General features: G+C 71.4%; 24 protein-coding genes. 18 read left to right on the top strand and 6 right to left on the bottom strand.

Annotated elements, in window-relative coordinates:
• The first annotated feature begins 160 nt into the window (after positions 1-160).
• The 9 genes from ACGFIE_RS22200 to ACGFIE_RS22160 all read left to right on the top strand — a co-directional run bounded on the left by ACGFIE_RS22200 (position 161) and on the right by ACGFIE_RS22160 (position 9905).
• Positions 161-1498 carry a cytochrome P450 gene (locus tag ACGFIE_RS22200; protein WP_393297503.1) on the top strand — a complete coding sequence of 446 codons (1338 nt, stop codon included), beginning with the start codon at positions 161-163 and terminating at the stop codon, positions 1496-1498.
• Positions 1495-2412 carry a terpene synthase family protein gene (locus tag ACGFIE_RS22195; protein ID WP_393297271.1) on the top strand — a complete coding sequence of 306 codons (918 nt, stop codon included), beginning with the start codon at positions 1495-1497 and terminating at the stop codon, positions 2410-2412. Before ACGFIE_RS22200 ends, ACGFIE_RS22195 begins: the two co-directional genes overlap by 4 nt.
• Complete coding sequence (locus ACGFIE_RS22190; RefSeq protein WP_393297269.1) at positions 2405-4015, top strand: prenyltransferase/squalene oxidase repeat-containing protein; 1611 nt, start codon at positions 2405-2407, stop codon at positions 4013-4015. The genes ACGFIE_RS22195 and ACGFIE_RS22190 overlap by 8 nt, the downstream gene beginning before the upstream one ends.
• Positions 4016-4137: 122 nt before the next feature.
• Complete coding sequence (locus ACGFIE_RS22185; protein WP_393297267.1) at positions 4138-6723, top strand: nitrate- and nitrite sensing domain-containing protein; 2586 nt, start codon at positions 4138-4140, stop codon at positions 6721-6723.
• 91 nt (positions 6724-6814) lie between these two features.
• Positions 6815-7237 (top strand): roadblock/LC7 domain-containing protein, encoded by a 423-nt coding sequence (locus ACGFIE_RS22180; protein ID WP_363689674.1) that lies wholly within the window; start codon positions 6815-6817, stop codon positions 7235-7237.
• Between the two features lie 5 nt (positions 7238-7242).
• A complete protein-coding gene (locus tag ACGFIE_RS22175; protein WP_007462630.1) occupies positions 7243-7629 on the top strand; it encodes a DUF742 domain-containing protein in 387 nt (128 codons plus the stop codon).
• Positions 7610-8221 (top strand): ATP/GTP-binding protein, encoded by a 612-nt coding sequence (locus ACGFIE_RS22170; RefSeq protein WP_266244318.1) that lies wholly within the window; start codon positions 7610-7612, stop codon positions 8219-8221. Before ACGFIE_RS22175 ends, ACGFIE_RS22170 begins: the two co-directional genes overlap by 20 nt.
• 84 nt (positions 8222-8305) lie before the next feature.
• On the top strand, positions 8306-8641 hold the full coding sequence (locus tag ACGFIE_RS22165; protein WP_234588219.1) for a YciI family protein: 336 nt from the start codon (positions 8306-8308) through the stop codon (positions 8639-8641).
• Between the two features lie 4 nt (positions 8642-8645).
• Positions 8646-9905, top strand: coding sequence for an RNA polymerase sigma factor (locus ACGFIE_RS22160; protein ID WP_393297265.1), 1260 nt, complete (start codon positions 8646-8648; stop codon positions 9903-9905).
• A 64-nt stretch (positions 9906-9969) separates the two neighbouring features.
• Here ACGFIE_RS22160 and ACGFIE_RS22155 read toward each other — a convergent pair whose 3' ends face one another.
• Positions 9970-10194 (bottom strand): winged helix-turn-helix domain-containing protein, encoded by a 225-nt coding sequence (locus ACGFIE_RS22155; protein WP_007462621.1) that lies wholly within the window; start codon positions 10192-10194, stop codon positions 9970-9972.
• Between the two features lie 199 nt (positions 10195-10393).
• On the opposite strand from ACGFIE_RS22155, the gene ACGFIE_RS22150 reads away from it, so the two are divergent.
• Entirely contained in the window at positions 10394-10840 is a 447-nt protein-coding gene (locus ACGFIE_RS22150; RefSeq protein WP_393297262.1) for a hypothetical protein, read from the top strand.
• A 4-nt stretch (positions 10841-10844) separates the two neighbouring features.
• On the opposite strand, the gene ACGFIE_RS22145 is transcribed toward ACGFIE_RS22150, so the two are convergent.
• From ACGFIE_RS22145 to ACGFIE_RS22135, 3 genes are all read right to left on the bottom strand, one after another.
• On the bottom strand, positions 10845-11219 hold the full coding sequence (locus ACGFIE_RS22145) for a type II toxin-antitoxin system VapC family toxin (protein ID WP_393297260.1): 375 nt from the start codon (positions 11217-11219) through the stop codon (positions 10845-10847).
• Positions 11216-11473 (bottom strand): type II toxin-antitoxin system prevent-host-death family antitoxin, encoded by a 258-nt coding sequence (locus tag ACGFIE_RS22140; RefSeq protein ID WP_363689587.1) that lies wholly within the window; start codon positions 11471-11473, stop codon positions 11216-11218. The genes ACGFIE_RS22145 and ACGFIE_RS22140 overlap by 4 nt, the downstream gene beginning before the upstream one ends.
• A 116-nt stretch (positions 11474-11589) precedes the next feature.
• Complete coding sequence (locus tag ACGFIE_RS22135; protein ID WP_393297258.1) at positions 11590-14442, bottom strand: aconitate hydratase; 2853 nt, start codon at positions 14440-14442, stop codon at positions 11590-11592.
• 258 nt (positions 14443-14700) lie between these two features.
• Here ACGFIE_RS22135 and ACGFIE_RS22130 point away from each other — a divergent pair, with 258 nt between their 5' ends.
• The 4 genes from ACGFIE_RS22130 (at position 14701) to ACGFIE_RS22115 (ending at position 20967) form a co-directional block, all read left to right on the top strand.
• Positions 14701-16962 (top strand): BTAD domain-containing putative transcriptional regulator, encoded by a 2262-nt coding sequence (locus tag ACGFIE_RS22130; protein ID WP_393297256.1) that lies wholly within the window; start codon positions 14701-14703, stop codon positions 16960-16962.
• 52 nt (positions 16963-17014) lie between these two features.
• Positions 17015-18544, top strand: a complete 1530-nt coding sequence (locus ACGFIE_RS22125; RefSeq protein WP_393297254.1) for a hypothetical protein — start codon at positions 17015-17017, stop codon at positions 18542-18544.
• Positions 18545-18622: 78 nt separating this feature from the next.
• Entirely contained in the window at positions 18623-20113 is a 1491-nt protein-coding gene (locus ACGFIE_RS22120; protein ID WP_393297252.1) for an FG-GAP repeat domain-containing protein, read from the top strand.
• Positions 20114-20301: 188 nt separating this feature from the next.
• On the top strand, positions 20302-20967 hold the full coding sequence (locus ACGFIE_RS22115) for a DedA family protein (protein ID WP_393297250.1): 666 nt from the start codon (positions 20302-20304) through the stop codon (positions 20965-20967).
• Positions 20968-21018: 51 nt separating this feature from the next.
• Here the strand turns inward: ACGFIE_RS22115 and ACGFIE_RS22110 are convergent, their stop codons facing one another.
• Positions 21019-21207, bottom strand: a complete 189-nt coding sequence (locus ACGFIE_RS22110; protein WP_393297527.1) for a hypothetical protein — start codon at positions 21205-21207, stop codon at positions 21019-21021.
• 19 nt (positions 21208-21226) lie between these two features.
• Between ACGFIE_RS22110 and ACGFIE_RS22105 the strand changes: the two genes are divergently transcribed.
• The 3 genes from ACGFIE_RS22105 to ACGFIE_RS22095 all read left to right on the top strand — a co-directional run bounded on the left by ACGFIE_RS22105 (position 21227) and on the right by ACGFIE_RS22095 (position 23162).
• Positions 21227-21934 carry a hypothetical protein gene (locus tag ACGFIE_RS22105; protein ID WP_234588231.1) on the top strand — a complete coding sequence of 236 codons (708 nt, stop codon included), beginning with the start codon at positions 21227-21229 and terminating at the stop codon, positions 21932-21934.
• 37 nt (positions 21935-21971) lie between these two features.
• Positions 21972-22361, top strand: a complete 390-nt coding sequence (locus tag ACGFIE_RS22100) for a hypothetical protein (RefSeq protein WP_363690029.1) — start codon at positions 21972-21974, stop codon at positions 22359-22361.
• Between the two features lie 135 nt (positions 22362-22496).
• The gene (locus ACGFIE_RS22095; protein WP_393297248.1) at positions 22497-23162 is read left to right on the top strand and encodes a hypothetical protein; all 666 of its coding nucleotides are present in this window, start codon (positions 22497-22499) and stop codon (positions 23160-23162) included.
• A gap of 49 nt (positions 23163-23211) precedes the next feature.
• On the opposite strand, the gene ACGFIE_RS22090 is transcribed toward ACGFIE_RS22095, so the two are convergent.
• Positions 23212-23673, bottom strand: coding sequence for a hypothetical protein (locus tag ACGFIE_RS22090; protein WP_393297246.1), 462 nt, complete (start codon positions 23671-23673; stop codon positions 23212-23214).
• Here ACGFIE_RS22090 and ACGFIE_RS22085 point away from each other — a divergent pair.
• Positions 23648-23935, top strand: a complete 288-nt coding sequence (locus tag ACGFIE_RS22085) for a cellulose binding domain-containing protein (RefSeq protein WP_393297244.1) — start codon at positions 23648-23650, stop codon at positions 23933-23935. The two genes, ACGFIE_RS22090 and ACGFIE_RS22085, sit on opposite strands and share 26 nt — an antisense overlap.
• Positions 23936-24040 lie beyond the last annotated feature (105 nt).

Genomic DNA, 24040 nt, shown 5'->3' with positions numbered 1-24040 from the left:
GCCTCGGATTTGGTGAGATGCTTCCGTCGCCCAGAAGGTGAAAGTTTCACGGTCCCACCGGCCACAGTGGACAGCTCCGGCCGGCGGAACGACGAGGAGACGTTGCATGTCCCAGGTGTCCGATGCCGGCCCCGCCCCCGTCAGCACCGAACCCCGGATGATCCCACTCCGTCGCGCCCTGCCCGCGCTGGTGCGCGACCCGCTCGCCGCGCTTGTCGGCTTCGCCGACGACGCCGGTGGCGAGGTCGTCCGGCTCAACCTCGGCTCGTTCCGCCCCTACCTCGTCAGCCACCCGGAGCACCTGCAACGCGTGCTGAGGGACAACGTTGCCAACTACACCCGCGACGGGGACGGCCTGTTGTGGCGTCCGGTACGCCGGATCGTCGGCGATGCCATCCTGGTCGCCGAGGGTGAGATCTGGGAGTCCAGCCGGGGCGCGCTGCAACCGCTGTTCACCGCGAAGCGGGCCGAGACGCTCGTCGACCGGATGGCCGAGGCGATCAACGAGGCCGTCGACGAGTGGCTGGAACCGGCTCGCGAGGGCCGTGCGATCGACGGCGGGGCCGAGCTCACCCGGATCGTCCTGCGCACCACGATGCGGGTGCTCTTCGCCGACCGGATCTCGGTGCCGGACGCGCTGCGGATCAGCGCCGCACTGGACACCCTCACCACCGCGATGCTCCCGCGCCTGCTGGTGCCCTTCGTGCCGTACGCGGTGCCGATGCCCCGCGACCGCGCCTTCAACGAGGCCGTGCGGGCCATCGACGAGGTGGTGCTGCCGATCATCCGGGATGCGCGGGCCAACCCCGGCGACGGCGACGACATCATCTCCACCCTCTGCCGGCCGCGCGCCGACGGCAGCGAACCCGACGAGTACGCGATCCGCGGCGACGTCGTGGCCATGTTCTCCACCGCCACCGAGACCACCATCGCCCTGCTCTCCTGGCTCTGGCCGGTGCTGTCCTCGCGACCCGACGTGGCCGAGCGGATGACCGACGAGATCGAGCGGGTGGTCGGCGCCGACCGGGTCGGCCGTGAGCACCTGCCCCAGCTGCGCTACGGCCGGATGGTGCTCGACGAGATGCTGCGGCTCTACCCGGCCGGCTGGATGATCCCCCGGACCGCCGTCGCCGACGACGTGCTGGGCGGCGTACGGATCAAGGCCGGTGGCACCGTGCTGGTCAGCCCGTACGTCACCCAGCGGATGTCGACGTTCTGGAACGACCCCACGCTGTTCGACCCGGAGCGCTTCGCGCCGGAGCGGCCCCGCCGGCGCTACCGCTACTCCTACTTCCCGTTCGGCGGCGGCCCGCACCAGTGCCTGGGGCAGTACCTGTTCCTGCTGGAGGCGCAACTCATCGTCAGCACCGTGCTGAGTCGCTACCGGTTCCGACTGCGTGAACCCGTCGGCCTGACACCGCGGCTCGGGGCCTCGCTGCAACCCAAGCAGCGGGCCGAGCTGATCGTCACCCCGGTCGAGCGCCCGGTCGCCTCATGACGGGCACGCCGTGGCCGGTGCAGGCCGGCCCTGACGCGGTCGCCGAGCAGGGCCGGGTGTGCGCGCTCGCCGTGCGCGGCGTACGCGACCTGCAGGCCGTCACCACCGCCCACCCGGAACTGTTCGACGCCGCGCCGTTCGACCCGGCGCTGCTCAGCTCGGTGGCCACAGTGGTCGCCTTCATCGCGCCCTGGCACACCGCCGCCGAGCTGCGGATCACCACCCGTACCGTACTCTGGGTCTTCGCCGCCGACTGGCAGATCGACTACCTCGCCCGGTCCGCCGACGACGTCCGGACGATCGTGACCGACTGCCTTGCGGTGGCCGACGGCGCCGCGCCCCCGCCGGGCCGGCACCTGGCGCGGCTGCTGGCAGACCTGCGCGACGACCTGGCGACCGTGCCGGCATTCGCCCGGCTGCGCCCGATCTGGCGCGACGAGTTGGCCCAGATGCTCGCCGCTGCGGCCCGGGAGTGGGACTGGAAGAACCTGCCGACCGACCCGACCACCGGGCAGCGTCTGCCGGACCTGGACCGCTACCTGGACAACGCCGACAACTCCGGCAGCTCCTTCGTCAACGTCACCCACTGGATCGCCACCGGCGACGAGCGGACACTCGCCCAGCTGACCGACCTGCTGGACGCCGGACGTGGCGTCCAGCGGGTGCTGCGGCTGGTCAACGACCTCGCCACACAGGACCGGGACGCCGAGTGGGGCGACCTGAACGCGTTGCAGCTCGTCGACGACCCGGCGCGGGTGCACGCCCGGCTCGCCGAACTGACCGCGCGGTCCCGGGGGGACCTGGCCGCCCTCGCCGAGCGCTGCCCCCGCCAGGCGGACTACCTGCACCGGCAGATCTCCTTCACGGGTGGCTTCTACGAGGTCTCGGACTTCTGGGGAGCACGCGGTGAGTGAGAGTTCCCCCCGCGTACTGACCGAGCCGGCCACCGACGCGGCCGCGCGCGAGCTGATCGCCGGCGTCGCGCTGCGGCCGTGGGGGCAGGTCGCCCCCTCGGTGTACGAGAGCGCCAGGCTGGTCGCCGGCGCGTCCTGGCTGCCGGGCCATCATCAACGGGTCGGGTTTCTGCTGCGCGAGCAGCGCCCGGACGGCGCGTGGGGCCCACCCGAGGGGTACGCCCTGGTGCCCACGCTCAGCGCCACCGACGCGCTGCTCGCCGTGCTGGCCGACGGCGGCTGGTCCGGTGTGGACCTGCTCGCCCCGGTGGGGCGCGGGCTGGACGCGCTCACCGGCCGGCTGCTCGCCACGCACGCGCGGGCGCTGCCGGACACCCCGGCGCTGGACCTCATCGTCCCGGCGCTTGTCGAGTCGGTGAACGACCGGCTGGCCCGGCTGGACCGGGCGCTCGCCGACCGGCTGCCCCGCCCGCCGCTGACACTCCCCGTGGGCCTCGGCCCCGACCGGCTGCGCGCGGTACGGGCCGCGGTGGCCGCCGGGGCGGCGCTGCCGACGAAGCTGGCCCACTTCTACGAGGTGCTGGACGCGACACCGGCCGACGCCGGGCCGACCCTCACCGCCGTCGGCGCGTCCCCGGCCGCGACCGCGGCCTGGCTGACCGCCGCCGGCCCGGCCGCCGGCCCCACCGCACACGCCTTCCTGCGGGAGTTGATCCGCGACGGCGACGGGCCGGTGCCCTGCCCCAGCCCGATCACCGTCTTCGAACGGGCCTGGGTGCTCAGCGGGCTGCGCCGCGCCGGTGTCGCGGTCGACCCGCCGGCCACCGTGCTGCGCACCCTGGCCGCCGCCACCGGCGCCGCCGAGGGCGTCGCCACCGGGGAGGGTCTGCCGACCGACGCCGACACCACCTCGGTCACGCTGGACGCGCTGGCCCGTCTCGGCCACCCCGCGGATCCGGCCAGCCTGTGGGCGTACGAGACGGCGGACGGCTTCTGCACCTGGCCGGGGAGCGAGGACGGCTTCTCGGTCACCACCAACGCGCATGTCCTGGACGCGTTCGGCCAGCATGTGGCGGCGCACCCGGGCGCGGACGCGAGGTACCACCGGGCGGTCGAGCGGCTCAGCGTCGTGCTGCCGGCGCACCAGCTCGCCGAGGGCCCCTGGCAGGACCGGTGGCACGCCTCGCCGTACTACGCGACAGTGTGCTGCGTGCTGGCCCTGGCGGAGTTCGGTCGCGGCGGCGCGGCGGCCGAGGCGGTGGACCGGGCGGCCCGCTGGGTGCTGGACAACCAGCGCGCCGACGGCTCGTGGGGGCGTTGGGACGGCACGGCCGAGGAGACCGCGTACGCGCTGCAGGTGCTGCTGGCCGCGCCGACGGGAGCGCCGCGGGTCGACGACGCGGTGGCTCGCGGCCACGCCTACCTGCACCAATCGTCCGACCGCCCGCACCCTCCACTGTGGTACGGCAAGGAGTTGTACTGTCCTACCGCGATCGTTCGCGCGACGGTGTTGGCGGCCTGCCGGCTGGCCGCCGTCCACCTGGCGGACACCGACCGTTCGGTGGTGGATTGTGGTTACCAGGCAACAAAAACAACAACTTGAGGGGTTGTGTGGACACTGCTAGCGTACGCAGAGCCTCAGCCCCGATGCCCGCTGTGGCGGGACGTCGTCTTCCATGATCACCCGTTGATGAGCTGAGTCAACGCCCTGCCTGGGACGGTTCAATGCGTTCTCGCGGTACGAGTATCCGCACCAAGGTTGTCGCCCTGCTGCTCTCCCTGGTCGCTCTCTGGATGTTCGCGGCGTGGGTGACCCTGCGCGACGGCTTCAACCTGCTCGGCGTACAGGCGATCAACAGCAAGGTCTACACACCCACCGAACCGCTGCTCCAGGAGCTCCAGCTGGAACGACGGCTGACCCAGGCGTACCTGAGCAACCCCGACGCCGCGCAGCGCGCGGCGCTGGAGACCGAACAGCGCAAGGCCGCACAGTTGGCCGGCGACTTCGCCGACTCGGTCCGCAACTGGCAGGTCGACGTGGCCGGCAGCGCGGCGCTCGACGCCCAGCTGGACCTCACGATCGCACAGGTCGACGGGCTGAAGCAGACCCGCGCCGACGTGCTCGCCCGCAAGGTCGACCGGCTCTCCGCCGCCGACGCCTACACGGACGCGATCGAATCGATCTTCCGGGTCTACGACGTCACCGGCAGCCTGGACGACAAGGAGATCGCCGCCGACGCGGCGGCCCTGATCCAGCTCAACCGGATGAAGGAGCTGATCTCGCAGGAGGACGCGCTGCTCAGCGGCCTCTTCGGCAACGGCCGGATGAGTGGGCCGGAGTACGCCCGCTACGTCAGCCTGGTCTCCACCGAGCGGTTCCTCGGCGAGGAGGCACGGGCCCGGCTCGCGGACGCCGACCAGCGCCGCTACCAGCAGCTCGTCGGGGGCGAGGCGTTCACCCGGTTGCGCGCCGTGCAGGACAGCATCATCCGCGAGGGCCGACCGGCGACCCAGCTGCCGGTGAGCGCCGAGCAGTGGCGCGGCACCGTCGAGCCGGCGCTGGCCGAGGTGAACGACGCCGTCGCCGACGGCGGCGAGGGCATCGTCGGCCGGGCCACCGGCGTGGCCGTGATGGTCGTCGTCCGGCTGGTGCTCGCCACCGGTCTGGGTCTGCTCGCCGTCATCGCCTCGGTCGTCGTCTCGATCACCACGGCCCGGACCCTCCTGCGCCAGCTGGAACGGCTGCGGCAGGCCGCCTGGCAGCTCGCCGACGAGCGGCTGCCCCGGGTGGTCCAGCGACTCGGCCGCGGTGAGGAGGTCGACGTCGCCACCGAGGCGCCCCCGCTGGAGTTCGGCGTCGACGAGATCGGCCAGGTCGGCAAGGCGTTCAACGCCGTCCAGGAGACCGCGTTGCGCACCGCCGTCGAGCAGGCCGAACTGCGGCGCAACGTTCGCGAGGTGTTCCTCAGCCTGGCCCGGCGTACGCAGGCGCTCGTGCACCGCCAGCTCACCCTGCTCGACGCGATGGAGCGGCGGGAACACGACGCGGAGGAGCTGGAGGACCTGTTCCGGGTCGACCACCTGGCCACCCGGATGCGGCGTAACGCGGAGAACCTCATCGTGCTCTCCGGCTCCACCCCGGGTCGGGCCTGGCGGCGCAACGTCCCCATGGTCGACGTGGTGCGCGGCGCGGTCGCCGAGGTGGAGGACTACACCCGGGTCAACGTGCTGCCGCTCGGGCCCGTCTCGCTCGCCGGCCGGGCGGTCGGCGACATCATCCACCTGCTCGCCGAGCTGATCGAGAACGGCCTGTCGTTCTCGCCGCCGCACACCTCTGTGGAGGTCCGCGGCCAGCTCGTGGCCAACGGGTTCGCCATCGAGATCGAGGACCGGGGCCTCGGCATGAGCGAGGAGGACCTGGCCGCGGCGAACCACCGCATCGTCGACCAGTCCGAGCTGAACCTCGCCAACGCCGCCCGGCTCGGCCTCTACGTGGTGAGCCGGCTGACCGAGCGGCACGGCGTGCGGGTCCGGCTCAAGGAGTCGGCGTACGGCGGTACCACCGCCGTCGTGCTCATCCCGCTGGACCTGGTCAGCGCGAACGGCACCGACCCACAGGACTCCGGCGCGCTGCCGGCCGGGCCGACGGCCATCGCGCTGCCCTCGGGCCCGACGACCACCGGCCCCACCGACGGCGGCCGATCCGCCAGCCTGTCGTCGGTCGCGGTGGCCGCGGCGGCGACGGACACGAACCGTCCGGCAGCGGCACAGCCGGTAACCCCCCTCGCCCCGGTGCCGGCCGCGAGCAGCACCCCGACCGAGCAGCAGGTGGACGGAACCGACACCGACGTCGTCCTCCCCACCCGACAGCGGACGACCCTGGGCGCCCCGGCGGCGGAGCTGCCCACCCGAGCCCGGCGTGGCCTGGGCCAGCCGGCCCTGGAGGGCCCGACGGTGCCCACCGGCCTGCCCGCGGTGGACCGGACCGCGCCGCGCGGCGGAGGCAGCGAGCCGGCCGCCGACGGCGGGCCGGTTCCGGCGCGGGCCGAGACGGACCGGACCGACTCGGGCCTGCCGGTCCGCGTCCGCCAGGCGAACATCGTTCCGGAGCTGCGCGACGACCCGGCGGATACGGAGTCCGACGAGGAGGACGTGGTGCGGCCGCCGGAGCAGGTACGCCGGATGATGAGCTCGTATCAGACCGGCACCCGGCGCGGCCGGACCGACGCGGCGCGACTGCTCGGTGGCGCGTCCGACGCCTCTCCGAGCGCGACGCCCGAGCCGACCGACGAGGAACCACAAGCCACCTGACCGAGCGCCGGTGCTGCGGGTTCCCGCGCGGCGTGACGGTCAAGCCCAAGACGAATACGGCGCAACTGCCGGGCGAGAAGAGGACGACGAAGTGGCCCAGAAGACGGCTTCGAGTGCCGACCTGACGTGGTTGCTGGATGATCTGGTGGGCCGCGTGAAGCAGGCTGAGCACGCGGTCGCGCTCTCCACCGACGGACTGTTGATGGCTTCCTCGCAGGGGTTGAACCGCGACGACGGCGAGCACCTCGCGGCGATGGCGGCCGGCATCCAGAGCCTGGCCCGGGGCGCCGGCAAGCGCTTCGGGGGCGGGCAGGTGCAGCAGACCATCATCGAGATGCAGTCGTCGTTCCTGTTCGTCACCGCAGCCGGCCGCAACGCCTGCCTCGCGGTTCTCGCCAGCGAGGACGCCGACGTCGGTCTCATCGCGTACGAGATGGCGATGCTCGTCACCCGAGTGGGCAAGTACGTGGCCTCACCGTCGCGGGGCACCGAACAGTCGGCTGGCGAGAGGTAACGGCGATGACGGTGCAGGGGGAGTCCGCAGAGCACCAGTGGGTGGATGACCACGCGGGCCCGGTGGTGCGCCCGTACGCGGTGACGCGCGGGCGGGCCCGCCCGGTCACCGGCACGTTCGACCTGATCTCCCTGGTCACCGCGACCCGAGCCGACGTGACGCCGGAGGTGGGTCTCGGTCCCGAGCACCTGGCGATCGTCGGCCTGTGCCAGCGAATACAGTCCGTCGCCGAGATCGCCGCCCACCTCGACCTGCCGGTGGGCACCATCCGGGTGCTCCTCGGCGACCTGGCGGCCCGCAACCTCGTGCAGGTACGCGAACCGCAGACCACGGCCGGTCTTCCCGACAACAGCATCTTCGAGGCGGTAATCAATGGACTACGGGCACTCTGACCGGCCGGCGGGAGCGACGCCACTGCCCACCGCGATCAAGATCCTGGTCGCCGGTGGTTTCGGCGTGGGCAAGACCACAATGGTCGGCGCGGTGAGCGAGACCCGGCCGTTGCGCACCGAGGAGGTGCTGACCGAGACCGGTGTCGGTATCGACGACCTGTCCGGGGTGGAGGGTAAGACCACCACCACCGTGGCGATGGACTTCGGTCGGATCACCATCAGCGACGACCTGGTGCTCTACCTGTTCGGCACCCCCGGTCAGGACCGGTTCTGGTTCGTCTGGGACGAGCTGGCGTTGGGCGCGATCGGCGCGGTGGTGCTCGCCGACACGCGCCGGCTGGCCGACTGCTTCCCGTCGATCGACTACTTCGAGGGCCGGGGCACCCCGTTCGTGGTGGCGGTGAACTGCTTCGAGGGCGCCCGCCAGTACCGGCTCGACGAGGTGCAGACAGCGCTGAACCTGGACCCGGGCGTGCCGGTGCTGCTCTGCGACGCCCGCCAACGCGAGTCCAGCAAGGAGGTGCTCGTGACCCTCATGGAGCACGCCATGAAGACCCGCGAGGCCCGTCGCCGAGCTGCCGGCACGGACTGACCGACTTTTTTCGGGGAGGCTGTCCGGAACGGCCCCGGCCGTTCGTCATGCTGGCAAACACCCGGACACCCGAGGGAGCGCCAGATGAAGTTCATGATGTTCGTCTGCACCGACACCGCACCGGACACCGACCCGACCGAGCTGCCCGACATCCACAAGTGGGTGGCGGAGAACGACTCCCGTGGCCGCCGCCTCACCGGCAACGTGCTGGCGCCGACAAGCGCGGCGACAATGGTCCGGGTCCGCGACGGGGAGCTGCTCGTCTCCGAGGGACCGTTCGCCGAGACCACGGAGGTCATCGTGGGCTTCGACCTGCTGGACTGCGCCGACCTGGACGAGGCGATCGAGGTGGCGCGCACCCACCCGATGGCCCGGGAGGGGCGGCTGGAACTGCGCCCGTACGCGGACCTGTCCGCCTGATCGGGTGAGCCGCACCGACACCACTACCGGTGCGCCCGACAGCGTCGGCGCGGCCGCGGCGGCTCAGGCCGTCGCGGCCGCCGGCGTGGAGGCGTACCCCCGGATCGTCGCGACCCTGATCCGCGTGACCGGGGACTGGGCGTTGGCCGAGGACTGCGCGCAGGAGGCCCTGGCCGTGGCGTTGGAGCGCTGGCCCGCCGACGGTGTGCCGGCCAACCCGGGCGGTTGGCTGATGACGGTGGCCCGTAACCGCGCGCTCGACGTGCTGCGCCGGGCCAGCGTCGAGCGCCGCAAACTGCACGACCTGGCGCTGCTCACGCCGGCCGACGGTCAGCCCGAGCCGGAGGTGGGGGAGGACGTGGTGGACGACCGGCTGCGGCTCATCTTCACCTGCTGCCATCCGGCGCTCGCCATCGAGGCCCGGGTGGCGTTGACGCTGCGGACCGTCTGCGGGGTGCCGACCGCCGACATCGCCCGGCTGCTGCTGGTAAGCGAGTCGACGATGACCCGACGGCTGACCCGCGCCCGGACCCGCATCGCCGAGGCCGGCATCCCGTACCGGGTGCCGAGCGGGCCGGCGCTTGCCGAGCGGCTGCCCGGTGTACTCGCCGTGCTGTATCTGCTCTTCACCAGGGGTTACGTCGCCGACGGCGAGCCGGCGTTCGCCGACGAGGCCGTCCGGCTGGCCCGGCTGCTCGACCTGTTGATGCCGGAGCAGTCCGAGGTCGCCGCGTTGCGGGCTCTGCTGCTGTTGCAGCACTCCCGGCGCGACGCCCGCCGCGACGCCGCCGGTGACCTGCTGTCCCTCGATCGGCAGGACCGCCGCCGCTGGGACCGGGCCGCCGTCGCCGAGGGGCTCTCGGCGCTGGCCCGGGTCCGGGATGACGGCCCGTACGCGTGGCAGGCCCGCATCGCCGCCTGCCACGCCACCGCGGAGTCCGCCGAGGCCACCGACTGGCCGGCGATCGCCCGCGCCTACGACGCTCTGCTCGGCCTCCGGCCGTCGCCTGTGGTGGCGCTCAACCGCGCGGTCGCGCACGGCTACGCGTACGGGCCGGCGGTCGGACTGGTCCTGCTGGACGAGGCGCGTGCCGGGGGAGGGCTGGACGGTCACCCGGTGGCCGTGGCGGTCCAGGCCGATCTGGTGGCCCGGCAGGGTGACAGGTCGCGTGCCGCCGCGCTGTTCCGGGAGGCGGCGGCAGCGGTGGACTCGGCCGCCGAGCGCCGCGCCCTGCTCGACCGAGCCGCCGAGCTCGCGCAGTAGGCCGGATCCTTGGAGGTCACCCTGCGCCGATGACGTCGGCGAGGTTGCCGGCAACCTTGACGTGCTACTCCGCGACGAAGGTTCCTGAGCCCGGTACGCCGACAACCAGTCCGCGCGACTTGAGAGCCTCCACGGCACGGGCGACGGTCCGTCGGGCTGACCCGTACTCCTCTGCCAGCGCGTCATACGTAGGTAGGCGCGAGCCCGGCCGGAACTCCCCGGCGGCGATGCGTCGAGTCAGGTCGTCCTCGATCTCTCGGGCCGTGTACGGGATGGGCACGGATGTCATGGTCCTTCCTACCCACTCGGACCCTGCTTGCACCTATGGCACTACTTGACCTTCTGGCACTGCTGGCACTAATTTGAGGAGAGTGAGGCGCGGCCCCTGGTGGACATCGAGTCGGCACGGGTCGCTGCCAGACGGAGGGTGCGTCCCGCCTCGTGGCAAGAGGCGGGCGTGCCGACCCTTTCGCGCGGAGGTGGTACCGATGCTGCCCGAGGACAGGTCCTGCAACTGCCCCCATCGGGCCGACAATCGCCCCGACCGGCCCCCCTCGCCCGGTGTGACGACCGCCGGCCCGACCGGGCCACCGCACCCTCCGTACCGTGGCCCGGGTCGCTCGGCGAACGTCGTACCCGAAGCACGCTGGCGCTCCCGGTGCGGCCCGGCGGTCGCGCACACCGCCGACGGCCCTCTGTGGATCTGCGACGCCTGCGGGCAGGACTGGCCCTGCCCGGCGCTGCGGGCGACCCCGACGGACGCCGCCCGCCGCGCGACCCTGATCCCCGAGTTCTCGCGGATCACCCGCCGGGCGATCCGCGACCTGCGCGGCCGGCCGGGCGGCCCCGATCCGGTCGCCATCGTCCGCCGTTTCCTCTGGTTCCTGCCCCTCACCGACGAGGAGGCTCGCGCGGTCGCGCTGCGGCTGCGCTGAGCGCTCACACCACCAGGATCGGTACGTCGTACTTCTGGATGCGGTCGTCCCGGGTTACCAGGGTCAGCCCTTCGTGCAGGGCCTGCGCGACAAGCATCCGGTCGAAGGGATCCCGGTGGATCAGTGGCAGCCGACCAGCCGCGATGGCGTGATCGTGGCGGATCGGGAGTTCCCGGAGTTCGGCGTCACGGAGTCGTTCGGCGAGGTCGGCCGGGCCGGCCAACTTGCCCGACGACTGTTTGATGGCGACCTCCCACAGCGTGACCGGGCTCAGGTACACATCGGGTTCGGTGTCGATGCGGTCCTTGATGTCCGTGGCGAGGATCGGGTCGTCGGTCAGCCACCAGAGCACCACGTGCGTATCGAGCAACAGCCTCATCCGGACAGCCCGAAGTCGCGAGCAACCTCGTCGTTGACCTCGTCGGAATCCCAGTCACCGCTGAGATCCAGCGCACCGCGCAGAGACCCGCGACCGGTGCGTGTTGTACGACGCAGAGGAATGACCTTGGCGACCGGGTTACCAGCCCGGCTGATCACGATCTCCTCGCCGTGCTCGACCCGTTCGATGATGCGTGACAGGTTCGTCTTCGCATCGTGGATGTTGAACTGCGCCGCGGGTTCACCGGCCACCATGACACCTCCTTAGCTAAGAGGTTAGCCCGCGGTGGGGCCCCGCACGAGGAACGACCCGGGAACGACGCAGGCTCCCTCCCGCCGAGGGCGGGAAGGAGCCTGGCGACGTCGGTACGTCAGTTGGCGATCATGCGGCGCAACACGTACTGCAGGATGCCGCCGTGCCGGTAGTAGTCCGCCTCGCCCGGGGTGTCGATCCGCACGACGGCCTCGAACTCCACGCCGGTGTCGGTGGTGACAGTCACCGTGCGCGGGGTGTCGCCGTCGTTGAGAGCGGTCACCCCGGTGATGGTGAACATCTCGGTGCCGGTCAGGCCGAGCGACTCGGCGGTGACGTCCACCGGGAACTGCAGCGGCAGCACACCCATGCCGATCAGGTTCGAGCGGTGGATCCGCTCGTACGACTCGGCGATGACCGCCCGGACGCCCAGCAGCATGGTGCCCTTGGCCGCCCAGTCCCGCGACGAGCCCGACCCGTACTCCTTGCCGGCCAGGATGACAAGCGGGATGCCGGCCTCCTGGTAGGCCATCGAGGCGTCGTAGATCGAGGTCTGCTCGCCGGTGAGGTGGTTGACAGTGAAGCCGCCCTCCACCCCGGGCACCAGCTGGTTGCGCAGCCGGATGTTGGCGAAGGTGCCCCGGATCATCACCTCGTGGTTGCCCCGGCGGGAGCCGTACGAGTTGAACTCGTGGCGCGGCACGCCGTGCTCGGCGAGGTACGCGCCGGCCGGCGAGTCGGCCTTGATCGAGCCGGCCGGCGAGATGTGGTCGGTGGTCACCGAGTCACCCAGCTTGGCCAGCACCCGGGCGCCGGAGATGTCGACGACAGGGCTCGGCTCCGGCTGCATGCCCTCGAAGTACGGGGGCTTGCGCACGTAGGTCGAGTCGTCGGCCCAGGCGAACGTGTCGCCGGTCGGGGTGGGCAGCGATTGCCACCGCTCGTCGCCGGCGAAGACGTCGGCGTACGCGGCGCTGAACCCGGTCGCGCCGATCGCCTGGGCGATGACGTCCTGGATCTCGGCGCTGTTCGGCCAGATCTCGCGCAGGAAGACGGGGTTGCCGTCGCTGTCCTCACCGATCGGCTCGTTGGCCAGGTCGATGTCCATCGTGCCGGCGAGGGCGTACGCGACCACAAGCGGCGGGGACGCCAGGTAGTTCATCTTGACGTCCGGGTTGATCCGGCCCTCGAAGTTCCGGTTGCCGGAGAGCACCGAGACGACCGACAGGTCGTGCTCGTTGACAGCCGCCGACACCTCCTCGGGCAGCGGGCCCGAGTTGCCGATGCAGGTGGTGCAGCCGTACCCGACGAGGTTGAAGCCCAGCTTGTCGAGGTAGGGCGTGAGGCCTGCCCGCTCGTAGTAGTCCATGACGACCTTCGAGCCCGGCGCCAGGGTGGTCTTCACCCACGGCTTGCGGGTCAGGCCCTTCTCCACGGCGTTGCGGGCCAGCAGAGCGGCACCGATCATCACCTGCGGGTTGGACGTGTTGGTGCAGGAGGTGATCGCCGCGATCACCACCGCGCCGTGGTCCAGCTCGTACTCGACGCCGTCGGCGCCGGTGACCCGGACCGGGTTGCTGGCCCGGCCGCCCGCGCCGACCGCAGCGGTCTCCAGGTCGCGCGGCTCGTCGGCCGGGTCGCTGAACTGGTTGGCGGGCGGGTCGCTGGCCGGGAACGACTCGGCGCTGGCCTCGTCGGCCGGCCCGTTCGCCCCCACCGGCAACTGCTCGCGCGCCACACCCGGCTTGAGGTCACGCTCACCGACGGAGTCGTCGGCGACGTAGTCGGTGAGCGCCGAGCGGAACAGCGTCTTGGCGGCGCCCAGCGGCACCCGGTCCTGCGGGCGCTTCGGGCCGGCGAGCGACGGCTCGATGGTGCCCAGGTCCAGCTCCAGGCGCTCCGAGTAGGCCGGCTCCGCCTCCGGGTCGTGCCAGAGGCCCTGCTCCTTGGCGTACGCCTCGACGAGCGCGACCTGCGCGGCGTCGCGGCCGGTCAGCTCCAGGTAGCGGATCGTCTCGGCGTCGATCGGGAAGATCGCGACGGTGGAGCCGTACTCCGGGGACATGTTGCCGATGGTGGCCCGGTTGGCAAGCGGCACGGCGCTCACGCCGGGGCCGTAGAACTCGACGAACTTGCCGACCACACCGTGCTTGCGCAGCATCTCGGTGATGGTCAGCACCAGGTCGGTGGCGGTGGTGCCGGCCGGCATCTCGCCGGAGAGCTTGAAGCCCACCACGCGGGGGATCAGCATGCTGACCGGCTGGCCGAGCATCGCGGCCTCGGCCTCGATGCCGCCGACGCCCCAGCCCAGCACGCCCAGGCCGTTGACCATCGTGGTGTGCGAGTCGGTGCCGACAACCGTGTCCGGGTACGCCTGGCCGTTGCGCTCCATGATGGTGCGGGCCAGGTACTCGATGTTCACCTGGTGCACGATGCCGGTGCCCGGGGGGACGACCTTGAACTCGTTGAACGCGGTCTGGCCCCAGCGCAGGAACTGGTAGCGCTCCCTGTTGCGCTCGTACTCCAGCTCGACGTTGCGGGCGAACGCGTCCTCGCGGCCGAACAGGTCGGCGATCACCGAGTGGTCGATGACCAGCTCGGCGGGGGCGAGGGGATTGACCTTGGTGGCGTCGCCACCCAGCTCACGTACGGCCTCGCGCATGGTGGCCAGGTCGACCACGCAGGGCACGCCTGTGAAGTCCTGCATGAGCACCCGCGCCGGGGTGAACTGGATCTCCACGCTCGGGTCGGCGGTGGGGTCCCACCCGCCGAGCTGCTCGATGTGGTCGGCGGTGATGTTCGCGCCGTCCTCGGTCCGCAGCAGGTTCTCCAGGAGGATCTTCAGGCTGTACGGCAGCCGATCGTGGCCGTCCACCTTGTCGATCTTGAAAATCTCGTAGCTCGCGTCTCCGACGCGTAGCTGGGTCTTCGCACCGAAGGTGTCGAGGCTCGCCACGTCGTACTCCTTCACACCAGCGACCGTGAGTAGTCCTGAGCAGTCTGTCGCACCGGCCGGGGTGCCGCCGAGGTTAGGTGACACTTACCGCCGATTCCGCTCTCCAACAAAACCGTACGTCCGTCTTGCTATTCGCGCAACCGTAGGCCAGGTTTCGGGACGAACGTCGCCGGAATCACGACACCTCCCGTCGACGTGCCGGACTCCTCCCGTGCGCCTTGCGGACCTAGCCTGTCTGCCCGGCTACTGCCGGCTGCTTCGGGGGAGGTTGACGTGGAATTCCGTCTGCTTGGGCCGGTCGAGGTGCTGGGGCACGGGCGGCTCATACCGCTCGGCGGACGCAAACGACGAACCCTGCTCGCCACACTGTTGGTCGAGCATGGGCGGGTGGTGTCGGCCGCGAAACTGGTCGATGCCGTCTGGGGTGCCGCACCCCCGGGCACCGCCCGTGGCGTTCTGCAAACGTACGTCTCGGCGCTGCGCCGGACACTGATCGGGCCGGACGGGGCGCCGGCGATCGTCACCCAGTCCTCCGGCTATCTCCTTCAGGTCGACCCGCAGACGCTGGACCGCGACGTCTTCGAACGGCAGGTGGAGCTGGGTCGCGCGGCGCTGGCGCACGGTCGGTCCGGCGAGGGCGTCCGCAGGCTGCGCGCCGCCGATGACATCTGGCGAGGTGTCGCACTCGACGACGTCGATCACCACGCGCTCTCCGGCGAGGTGCTGCGGCTGGAGGAGCTGCGGCTGACGGCTGTCGAGGAACGGGTCGCCACCGAGCTCGCCCTCGGCCACGTCGAACAGGCGTGCACCGAGCTGACCAGCCTGGTGGGTAGCCATCCCTACCGGGAACGGCTGCGCGGTCACCTGATGACGGCGTTGGCCATGATGGGACGCCGGTCCGACGCGCTGGCGCTCTACCGGGAGGCACGGGCTCTGTTGATCGGGGAGATGGGCATCGAGCCCGGCCCCGAACTGCGGAGTGTCCACGAGCTGCTGCTGCGCGAGGACGAGGCGTCACCGCCGCCGGTGCCATACCCCGCACCGCGGCAGCGGATCAGCACCACGGGGGCGACCAACCACCCCGACGGCACCCGCGCAGCGCCGATCCGTCCCGCGCAACTGCCGCCGCAGCCCGTGGACTTCACCGGCCGGCGCGCCGTGGTGGAGTCGCTCGTCCAGACCATCACCGCGCCGGCCGGACGCGGCACCCGGCCGGTCGAGGTCATCGTCGGCAGAGGTGGGGTGGGCAAGTCCGCGCTGGCGGTGCGGGTCGGTCACGAGGTGTGCGACCACTACCCGGACGGGCAGCTGTACGCGGACCTGCGCGGCCTCAGCGACACTCCGCTCGAACCTCTTGACGTCCTCGGCGGTTTCCTACGGGCACTCGACGTCGCGGCCGAGGCGGTCCCCGAGACCCTGGCGGAGCGGGTCCAGCTCTACCGGACCCGCACCGCCGGCCGGCGCCTACTCGTGCTGCTCGACGACGCGGGCGGCGAGAGTCAGCTCCGACCGTTGCTCCCCGCGGCTCCCGGTTGCGCCGTGCTGGTGACCTGCCGCACCGCTCTCGGCGGACTGGACGGCATCCGGTTGACCGAACTCGACGTACTTGAAACGGCTGAAGCCGCCGAGCTGCTGGACCGGATCGTGGGCAGCGGCCGTACCCGGCAGGAGCCGGGCGCGACACGGGCCATCGTCGAGCATTGCGGCGGCCTGCCCCTGGCGATCAGGGTGGCCGGGGCCCGGCTGGTGGGCCGGCGGAACTGGCCGCTGGAGGTCCTGGCCCGCAGGCTTGCCGACGAGCGCCGCCGGCTGGACGAGCTCGCCGCTGGTGACCAGGAGGTTCGGGCCAGCTTCGCCCTCAGCTACCAGACCCTGGACCCGTCGGCGCAGGCGGCCCTGCGGCTGTTGGCCGTTCTCGGGGCACCGGACTTCGCCTCGTGGACGGTCTCTGCCGCGCTGAGCCTGTCCGAGACGGCGGGAGAGCAACTGCTCGACCGGCTCGTCGACGCCTGGCTTGTCGACGTCGTACCGACCGGAAGCCGCGAGCAGCCCCGGTACCGGCTGCACGAGCTGGTTCGGCTCTTCGCGCGCGAACGCGCCGAGATCGAGGACCCGGACGACCTGCTGTGCCAAGGGATAGGGGCGATCGCCGCTGCCGGTCTGCACCTGATCGGCGCGGCGTCGCACCCAGGGCCGTCCGGAGAGTTCCTCGCCTGGCATCTACCGGCGGACACGTCCCCATTCGACACCGCCGTCCAGGCGGCCCTGTCCGACCCCGCGCTGTGGCTCGACCGGGAGCGCGCGACGCTCGACGCGGTGGTCACCGCATGTGCCGCGTACCGGCTGGACGACCTGGCCTGCGAGTTGGCAGGCGGCCTCGCCGGCTCGACGTACCCGGGCCCGGACGGGCGACATCCGTCGACCCACACCGGCGCGGCGAGGCGGCGACCGTCGCCCAGCCTCGGTGCCGTGTGCGCTGCAGAGGAGCTCCAGATCCGCTGTACCTGCCGAGGCGCCGAGCTGCAGCGTTCCTGAAGGGAGTAAGGGCACCGTCACTGGCAGGAATTGGCCAGTCGAAGGGATCCCGATGTTCACAACAGGGTTACGTCAACGCGCCGGTCGCCTCGTGGCCGGAGCGCTGGCGCTGGCCGCCACCGCCACCGCGCTCACCGCGATTCAGGTGGTGGCGTCCGCCGCTCCGGCCCAGGCAGCCAGCAGCATCGGCGGCCAGATCACCCGCGCCGAGGTGCTGCAGCGCGCCACGAACTGGTACAACCGCCGTTACGACTCCGACCTGACCTACAGCCAGTCTCTGAAGACCTGGGACGGCACCGGCTCACGGCAGTACCGACGAGACTGTAGCGGTTTCGTGGACATGGCCTGGCACCTCGGGGCCGACCCCAACACCGATGGGCTGTTGGACTACACCGTTCCCATTGCCAGGAGCGCGCTGCGGCCGGGTGACCTCCTCGACGACACCACCAACTCGGAGTCGCCCCGGTATCCGTACCATGCGATTCTCTTCGGCGGCTGGGAGGACAGCGCACAGACCAAGTTCTGGTACTACAGCTTCGGCAGCACCCCGATCGACAGGGTGGACCACGCCTCGTTCAGTAACTCGACGCTCTCCGGTCACCCCACCTCGGAGTACCAGGCGCGCCGGTACAACAAGATCATCGACACACCGGCGCCGACGGGACACTCCACTGGGGACTACGACGGTGACGGTTCCACCGACCTGGCGCTGTACCGACAGGATCCGGTCAACGGCTCGGCATGGTGGGTGCAGGGCTCACGCTCGCTGAACATCGTGCTCTCCGATCATCACTACGGCGGGAGTAAGGACATTCCGGCGCCGGGTGACTACAACGGTGACGGGGTCGAGGATCTGGCGTTGTACCGCCGGGACTGTGTCAACGGTTCCGCCTGGTGGATCCTGAACGGCCGGGACAGGGCGACGCAGATCAAGGCCGATTTCAAGTACGGGGGCTGCGCGGACATCCCGGCGCCGGGTGACTACAACGGTGACGGCGTGACCGACCTGGCCCTGTACCGGCAGGACTGCACCAATGGTTCGTCCTGGTCGATCTACGACGTGAAGAACTCCAGCGCGATCAAGTCCGGCTTCAAGTACGGCGGCTGCAAGGACATCCCGGCCCCGGGCGACTACAACGGCGACAAGTGGACCGACCTCGCCCTGTACCGGCAGGACTGCACCAACGGCTCGTCCTGGTCGATCTACAACGTGCGGTTGAGCGGTGCGATCCAGTCGGGTCTGAAGTACGGCGGCTGCGCCGACATCCCCGCCCCGGGCGACTACAACGGCAACGGGTCGACGGACCTGGCCCTGTACCGGCGGGACTGCACCAACGGCTCGTCCTGGTCGATCTTCGACATCGTCACGGCCAAGGCGGTCAGGTCGGGTCTGAAGTACGGCGGTTGCGCGGATATCCCCGCTCCCGGTGACTACAACGGGGACGGCGTCAACGACCTGGCCCTGTACCGCCGGGACTGCACCAACGGCTCCACCTGGTGGGTCCTCGACATCACGGACACCAGCCAGATCTTCGCCGACCACCACTGGGGTGGCTGCGCGGACATTCCCGCTACTGCCTGACGGTTCAGGTGGGGCCGCTCCGCTGTCCGCGGGCGGCCCCACCCTCGCCGCCCACCCCCGTTTCGCAAGGAGCAAGGTGTGAGACGTCTTCGTTTCAACGGTGCACTCGCCGGCCTCGCCGCCGTGGTGACGTTCGCCGCGTTGGCCTTCGACGTGCCGGTCGCCCAGGCCGCCGTCATCCCCGACTGCACGGCGGCCGCCCCCACCAGCGCCGACGCGGCGTTCGCCGCCCGGGTCGGCCCGACGCTTACCGGCAAGCTCAGGGGTTCCGCCCTCACCCCCAGCCGGGTTGCCTGTGCCCGGTTGATCGTCCAGGTGGTGAAGGCGCGGAGGCTGCCGGTCCGCGCCGCCACCATCGCGCTGACCACGGCGATCGTGGAGAGCACGATCCAGAACCTCCCGTACGGCGACCGGGACAGTCTCGGCCTGTACCAGCAGCGTCCCAGCACGGGTTGGGGCACGCAGGCGCAGATCCTGGATCCGGTCTACTCGACCAATTCCTTCCTCACCAAGATGGAGAGGTACCCCTGGCAGACCGCACCGGTGGGCGAGATCTGCCAGGCGGTACAGATCTCCGGCACCCCGGACGCGTACCAGCCACAGGCAGCGGACGGGGAACGGCTGGCGACGGCGATGTGGGGGTCCGTCAGTTCCGCACTCGCGGACTACGACGGTGACGGCTCCACCGACCTGGCGCTGTACCGGCGTGACCCGGTGAACGGTTCGGCCTGGTGGGTGCAGAGCCCCAGCACCGAGCAGATTATCCTCGCCGACCACCACTACGGCGGGAGCGCGGACATCCCCGCCCCGGGTGACTACGACGGTGACGGGGTGGCGGATCTGGCGTTGTACCGCCGCGACTGCGTCAACGGATCGGCCTGGTGGATCAAGAGCGGCCGGGACAAGACGACGCAGATCAAGGCCGATTTCAAGTACGGGGGCTGCGCGGACATCCCGGCACCGGGTGACTACAACGGTGACGGCGTGACCGACCTGGCCCTGTACCGGCAGGACTGCACCAACGGTTCGTCCTGGTCGATCTACGACGTGAAGAACTCCAGCGCGATCAGGTCCGGCTTCAAGTACGGCGGCTGCAAGGACATCCCCGCAGCGGGTGACTACAACGGCAACGGGTCGACGGACCTGGCCCTGTACCGGCAGGACTGCACCAATGGTTCGTCGTGGTCGATCTACGACGTGAAGAACTCCAGCGCGATCAGGTCCGGCTTCAAGTACGGCGGCTGTGGGGACATCCCGGCCCCGGGTGACTACAACGGCGACAAGTGGGCCGACCTGGCCCTGTACCGGCAGGACTGCACCAACGGCTCCTCCTGGTCGATCTACAACCTGCGGTTGAGCGGGGCGATCCAGTCGGGCCTGAAGTACGGCGGCTGTAAGGACATCCCGGCCCCCGGCGACTACAACGGCAACGGGTCGACGGACCTGGCCCTGTACCGGCAGGACTGCACCAAGGGCTCCACCTGGTGGATCTTCGACATCGTCGACGCCTATCAGATCCGTGCCGACCACCATTTCGGCGGCTGCGCGGACATCCCCGCCACCGCGTGACGGACCGCTCCCGCCGGGCACGCCCGCCCAGGGCCCCCGGCGGGACGCGGTGTGGGTGTACGGGAGCCGACCGCAGGTTGGGCGCCCTACCGGGCCGGGCAGGTGTCAGGTCGGTTGGCGGAACGCCCGGATCTCCGGACCCCGGGTAGGGTTCGAGGGCGGACCGACCGGGAGAGGACACGACAGCCATGGTCGACGTACAACACTGGCTCGTGGCGCTGCCGCCGCTGGCGGTCTATCTGATCGTCGCGGCGGTGATCGGCGTGGAGAGCATGGGCGTTCCGCTGCCCGGCGAGATCGTCCTGGTCAGCTCCGCGCTGCTCGCCGCCACCGGCGTGGTCGAGCCGGAGTGGGTCGCCACCGCGGCGGCCGTGGGCGCGATCGCGGGCGACTCCATCGGGTACGCCGTGGGCCGCCGCGGCGGCCGTCCGCTGCTGATCAGGCTCGGTCGGCGTTTCCCGCGCCATCTCGGCCCCGCGCAGCTCACCCGGGCCGAGGGGACCTTCGCCCGGTACGGCGTCTGGGCGGTCTTCTTCGGTCGGTTCGTGGCGCTGCTGCGCATCCTCGCCGGCCCGCTCGCCGGAGCACTGCACGTGCCCTACCGGCGGTTCCTGCTGGCCAACGCCGCAGGCGGCCTGGTGTGGGCGTTCGGCACCACCTACCTGCTGTACAGCGTCGGCCGGGCGGCCGAGCACTGGCTCAAGGACATCTCCTGGGCGGGACTGGTCCTCGCCGTACTCGCCGGCCTTGTCAGCACCTGGTGGCTGCGCCGACGGGCGCACCGGTTCGCGTCGACCGACGCGACCGACGCCACCGACGACGCCGAGCCGGTCCGCGCCGGCAGCGACCGCTGACGTGGGCACAGCGCCCTAACGGTGACAGACGCGCAGACGCGGGCTCGTGGGTCAGGCAGGGTCCAGGGGTTTCGTGGCGTCGCCGGCCTGGGCGTGCCGTTCCAGCAGCCGCTGCCGGATCTCCTCCGGGGTGTACGCGCGCCGGCGCCGCTCGGCCCGGGCGATCACCACGCCGGACGCCGCGACCCCGGCCAGGCCGGCGAGCCCGAGGACCTTCCACCACCGCATTCCTTGCCGCATCGGCCTAGGCTAGTCCCTCATGAGCATCAGCCTGGATGAGGCCGTCGAGTTGACCCGCACCGGTGACGTGTGGGTCTTCCGGGGTCGCAGCGTGCCGGACCGGGCGATCCAGTTCACCACGAACAGCCCGGTCAACCACGTCGGGATGGCGGTGGTGCTGGACGACATGCCGCCGCTGATGTGGCACGCGGAGCTGGGCAGGTCGCTGCCGGACCTGTGGTCGGGCACGCACCAGCGCGGTGTGCAGCTGCACGACCTGCGGGACGCGGTCTGCGTGTGGGCCAACCGGTACGGGCAGCGGGCCTGGCTGCGGCAGCTCGACCCGCCGGCGGCCGGGGAGATGGAGCGGGCGGTGCTGCGGACGGTCGCGCGGTTGGACGGCACGCCGTTCCCGTCGACCGCGCAGTTGGCGTGGCGGTGGGTACGCGGACGGGTGCCGTCGCTGCCGGGTCCCGGCCGGGCCGCGCTGCGAGCCGTCTCGCGGGCCGCCCAGGCAACCCGGGGCGACTCTGCCGCTCCGGCCAGCGCTGCTGCGCGGGAGCGGGCGTTGGAGACGGCGTACTGCGCCGAGGTGGTGGCGGTGACCTACGAGGCGATGGGCCTGCTGCCCGCCGGTAAGCGTCCGAACTGGTACGACCCGGGGCGGTTCTGGAGTGGTGACGATCTGGGGCTGACCGGTGGCGCCCGGTTGGGTGCGGAGATCGAGGTGCGGGTTCCGCCCCGCTGAGGTTTGGCCCGACGGGTGAGCGGCAATTGCTGTGGTCGTGAACGCCTCCACGGATCTCGACACGCTTACCGGCTTCTTCGACCGGTACGGCGCCGCGATGACCTCGGGCGACCTGCCGTCCCTCGCTGGTTGTTACGCCCTGCCCGGGCTGGTGGTGGCCGACACGTACAGCTTCTCCTTCACGTCGTTGGCGGCGGTCGCGCTGTCCTTCGTGGGCGCTGCACCCGACTACCAGGACCGGGAGCTGATCGCCGCGCACGCCCGTATCGAGGACGTGCAGCCGGTGTCGGCGCTGCTGACGATGGTGTCGGTGGAGTGGGAGTTCCTGGACAGCCGGGGGCACTCGGTGCCGGGGGAGCGGTACCGCTACCTGCTGCGGACGTCGGGTGAGGGTCCGCTCATCTGCACGGTCATCCGGACGGCCTGATCTCGGGCGGACCGTCCACGGGGGTGAGCCGTTTTCCGCATCAGGTGGGCCGGTCGGTCCGATCCGTACCCGCCAGGTTTTCGTTCTGGCCGCCGCTGGCTACGCTGTCGCGTCGGTGGGACGAGGGGAGACCTGATGGCGGTGGAGCCGGACGGCGCGGCGGGTCCGCGGACGGCGCGGGTGCTGCTGTCGGTGCCGTGGATCGTGGTCTTGCTCGGCAGCGGGGCGCTTGTGGTGCTGCTGGTGGTGGCGCTGTTGTCGTTCCGCACCCGGGAGCGGGAGAGCGCGCCCCAGGCCGCGCCGCCGGTGTTCCTGCCGACCGTGCCGGCCACGGCGTCGTCGGCGCCGACGCCGGGCGGGCTGGAGCGGCGCACGGCGTCGCCGCGGCCGTCGCGTAGCAGCCGGACGCCGTCACCGCGCGCCACCACGGGTTCGCCGTCGGCGGCCCGGACGAGTGCCCCGGCGGTTGCGGCGGCGAACGGGGCGGTGACCGCCCGGTACCAGGCCGGTACGGACGGCTGGAACGCGACCGAGGCTGTGCTGTCGCTGACGAACGAGTCGGTCCGGTCGACGGACTGGCGGGTGGAGTTGGCTTTCGAGGACGACATGCGGGGCCTGCGGGTCAGCGGCGAGGCGGGGATCTCGGTGTCGGCGCGGGGTGACGGTGAGTTCGTGCTGAGCGGCGGGGCGGCGCTGGATCCGGGCGACACGCAGACGGTGCGGTTGCGGCTGGCGTGGGACGGGTCGGCGCAGCGGCCGGTGCGGTGCACCGTCAACGGGGTCGACTGCCGCTTCGGCTGAACGGGCCCCGGTGGCGGCGGTCGGCGCTTCCGGGCCGCGCCGTCGGTCGCTACGCTGCCCGGACGGCCCGCTGAGGGAGGTACATGTCCGGCATGCGTCGCGCGTCGGGACCGTCGCGCGGTCCGGCGGCCATCGCGTCGTCGCCGTGGATTGTGGCGTGCGCCGGCCTCGTCGTGATGCTGGTTCTGCTCTTCGTGGCGCTCGGCGCGTACCGGGGGCGTAGTCCGGCTCCCGACGACGGGCCGCCGCCGGCGGGGTTGCCGTTGCCGCAGGTGCCGGTCGTGCCGTCGGATCCGGCGTCGACGCCGCTGGCGGAGCGCTCGCCGGTGGTGCCGGGGCTGTCGCCGCGGGCGAGCGGGCTGCCGCCGAGCACGCCGGCCATGTCGCGGCCACCGGTTGTCGGTCCGACGGTGGCGCCGACCTCGGCGCGGGCGTCGACCCGGGCGCCGCAGCGGCCGCCCGCGGTGAGCGGGCGGTACCGGGTCGTGCAGAGCTTCGACGGGGGTTTCATCGGCGAGGTGCTGATCGTCAACGCGTCGGGTGCGGCGCACGGCTGGACGGTGCGGTTCGACTTCACCGGCGGGCGGCTGGTGACCGCCTGGGTGGAGGGGGTGCCACAGGGGACGCTGCGACAGTCCGACGGGAGCTTCACGTACGTCAGTGGGGTGGACGTGTCGGCTGGTGGGTCGGTGCCGCTGCGGTTCCACCTGGAGCGGGCGTCCACGACACCGCGTGGGTGCACTGTCGACGGGGTGCGCTGCGGCGGGTTCTGAGCTGTGCTTCCGCAAGGATGCTGCTCGGTTACGACTTGGTTTGCAAGGTATTGCAGATTGTTTCGGCAAGGGTTAGCGTGCGGCCAATCACGACCAGAGGAAGGC

This window comes from Micromonospora sp. NPDC049275, assembly GCF_043197115.1.
GTDB lineage: Bacteria > Actinomycetota > Actinomycetes > Mycobacteriales > Micromonosporaceae > Micromonospora.
Note: the sequence above shows the minus strand (reverse complement) of the source record. Positions and strands in the feature narration are given on the sequence as shown.

Coding starts and splice junctions, on each gene's coding strand:
- ACGFIE_RS22195 (WP_393297271.1), top strand. CDS start 1,495: ATGACGGGCACGCCGTGGCCGGTGCAGGCCGGCCCTGACGCGGTCGCC.
- ACGFIE_RS22185 (WP_393297267.1), top strand. CDS start 4,138: ATGCGTTCTCGCGGTACGAGTATCCGCACCAAGGTTGTCGCCCTGCTG.
- ACGFIE_RS22175 (WP_007462630.1), top strand. CDS start 7,243: ATGACGGTGCAGGGGGAGTCCGCAGAGCACCAGTGGGTGGATGACCAC.
- ACGFIE_RS22170 (WP_266244318.1), top strand. CDS start 7,610: ATGGACTACGGGCACTCTGACCGGCCGGCGGGAGCGACGCCACTGCCC.
- ACGFIE_RS22165 (WP_234588219.1), top strand. CDS start 8,306: ATGAAGTTCATGATGTTCGTCTGCACCGACACCGCACCGGACACCGAC.
- ACGFIE_RS22155 (WP_007462621.1), bottom strand. CDS start 10,194: ATGACATCCGTGCCCATCCCGTACACGGCCCGAGAGATCGAGGACGAC.
- ACGFIE_RS22150 (WP_393297262.1), top strand. CDS start 10,394: ATGCTGCCCGAGGACAGGTCCTGCAACTGCCCCCATCGGGCCGACAAT.
- ACGFIE_RS22145 (WP_393297260.1), bottom strand. CDS start 11,219: ATGAGGCTGTTGCTCGATACGCACGTGGTGCTCTGGTGGCTGACCGAC.
- ACGFIE_RS22140 (WP_363689587.1), bottom strand. CDS start 11,473: ATGGTGGCCGGTGAACCCGCGGCGCAGTTCAACATCCACGATGCGAAG.
- ACGFIE_RS22125 (WP_393297254.1), top strand. CDS start 17,015: ATGTTCACAACAGGGTTACGTCAACGCGCCGGTCGCCTCGTGGCCGGA.
- ACGFIE_RS22115 (WP_393297250.1), top strand. CDS start 20,302: ATGGTCGACGTACAACACTGGCTCGTGGCGCTGCCGCCGCTGGCGGTC.
- ACGFIE_RS22110 (WP_393297527.1), bottom strand. CDS start 21,207: ATGCGGCAAGGAATGCGGTGGTGGAAGGTCCTCGGGCTCGCCGGCCTG.
- ACGFIE_RS22105 (WP_234588231.1), top strand. CDS start 21,227: ATGAGCATCAGCCTGGATGAGGCCGTCGAGTTGACCCGCACCGGTGAC.
- ACGFIE_RS22095 (WP_393297248.1), top strand. CDS start 22,497: ATGGCGGTGGAGCCGGACGGCGCGGCGGGTCCGCGGACGGCGCGGGTG.
- ACGFIE_RS22090 (WP_393297246.1), bottom strand. CDS start 23,673: ATGAAACCCCCGTCGAAGCTCTGCACGACCCGGTACCGCCCGCTCACC.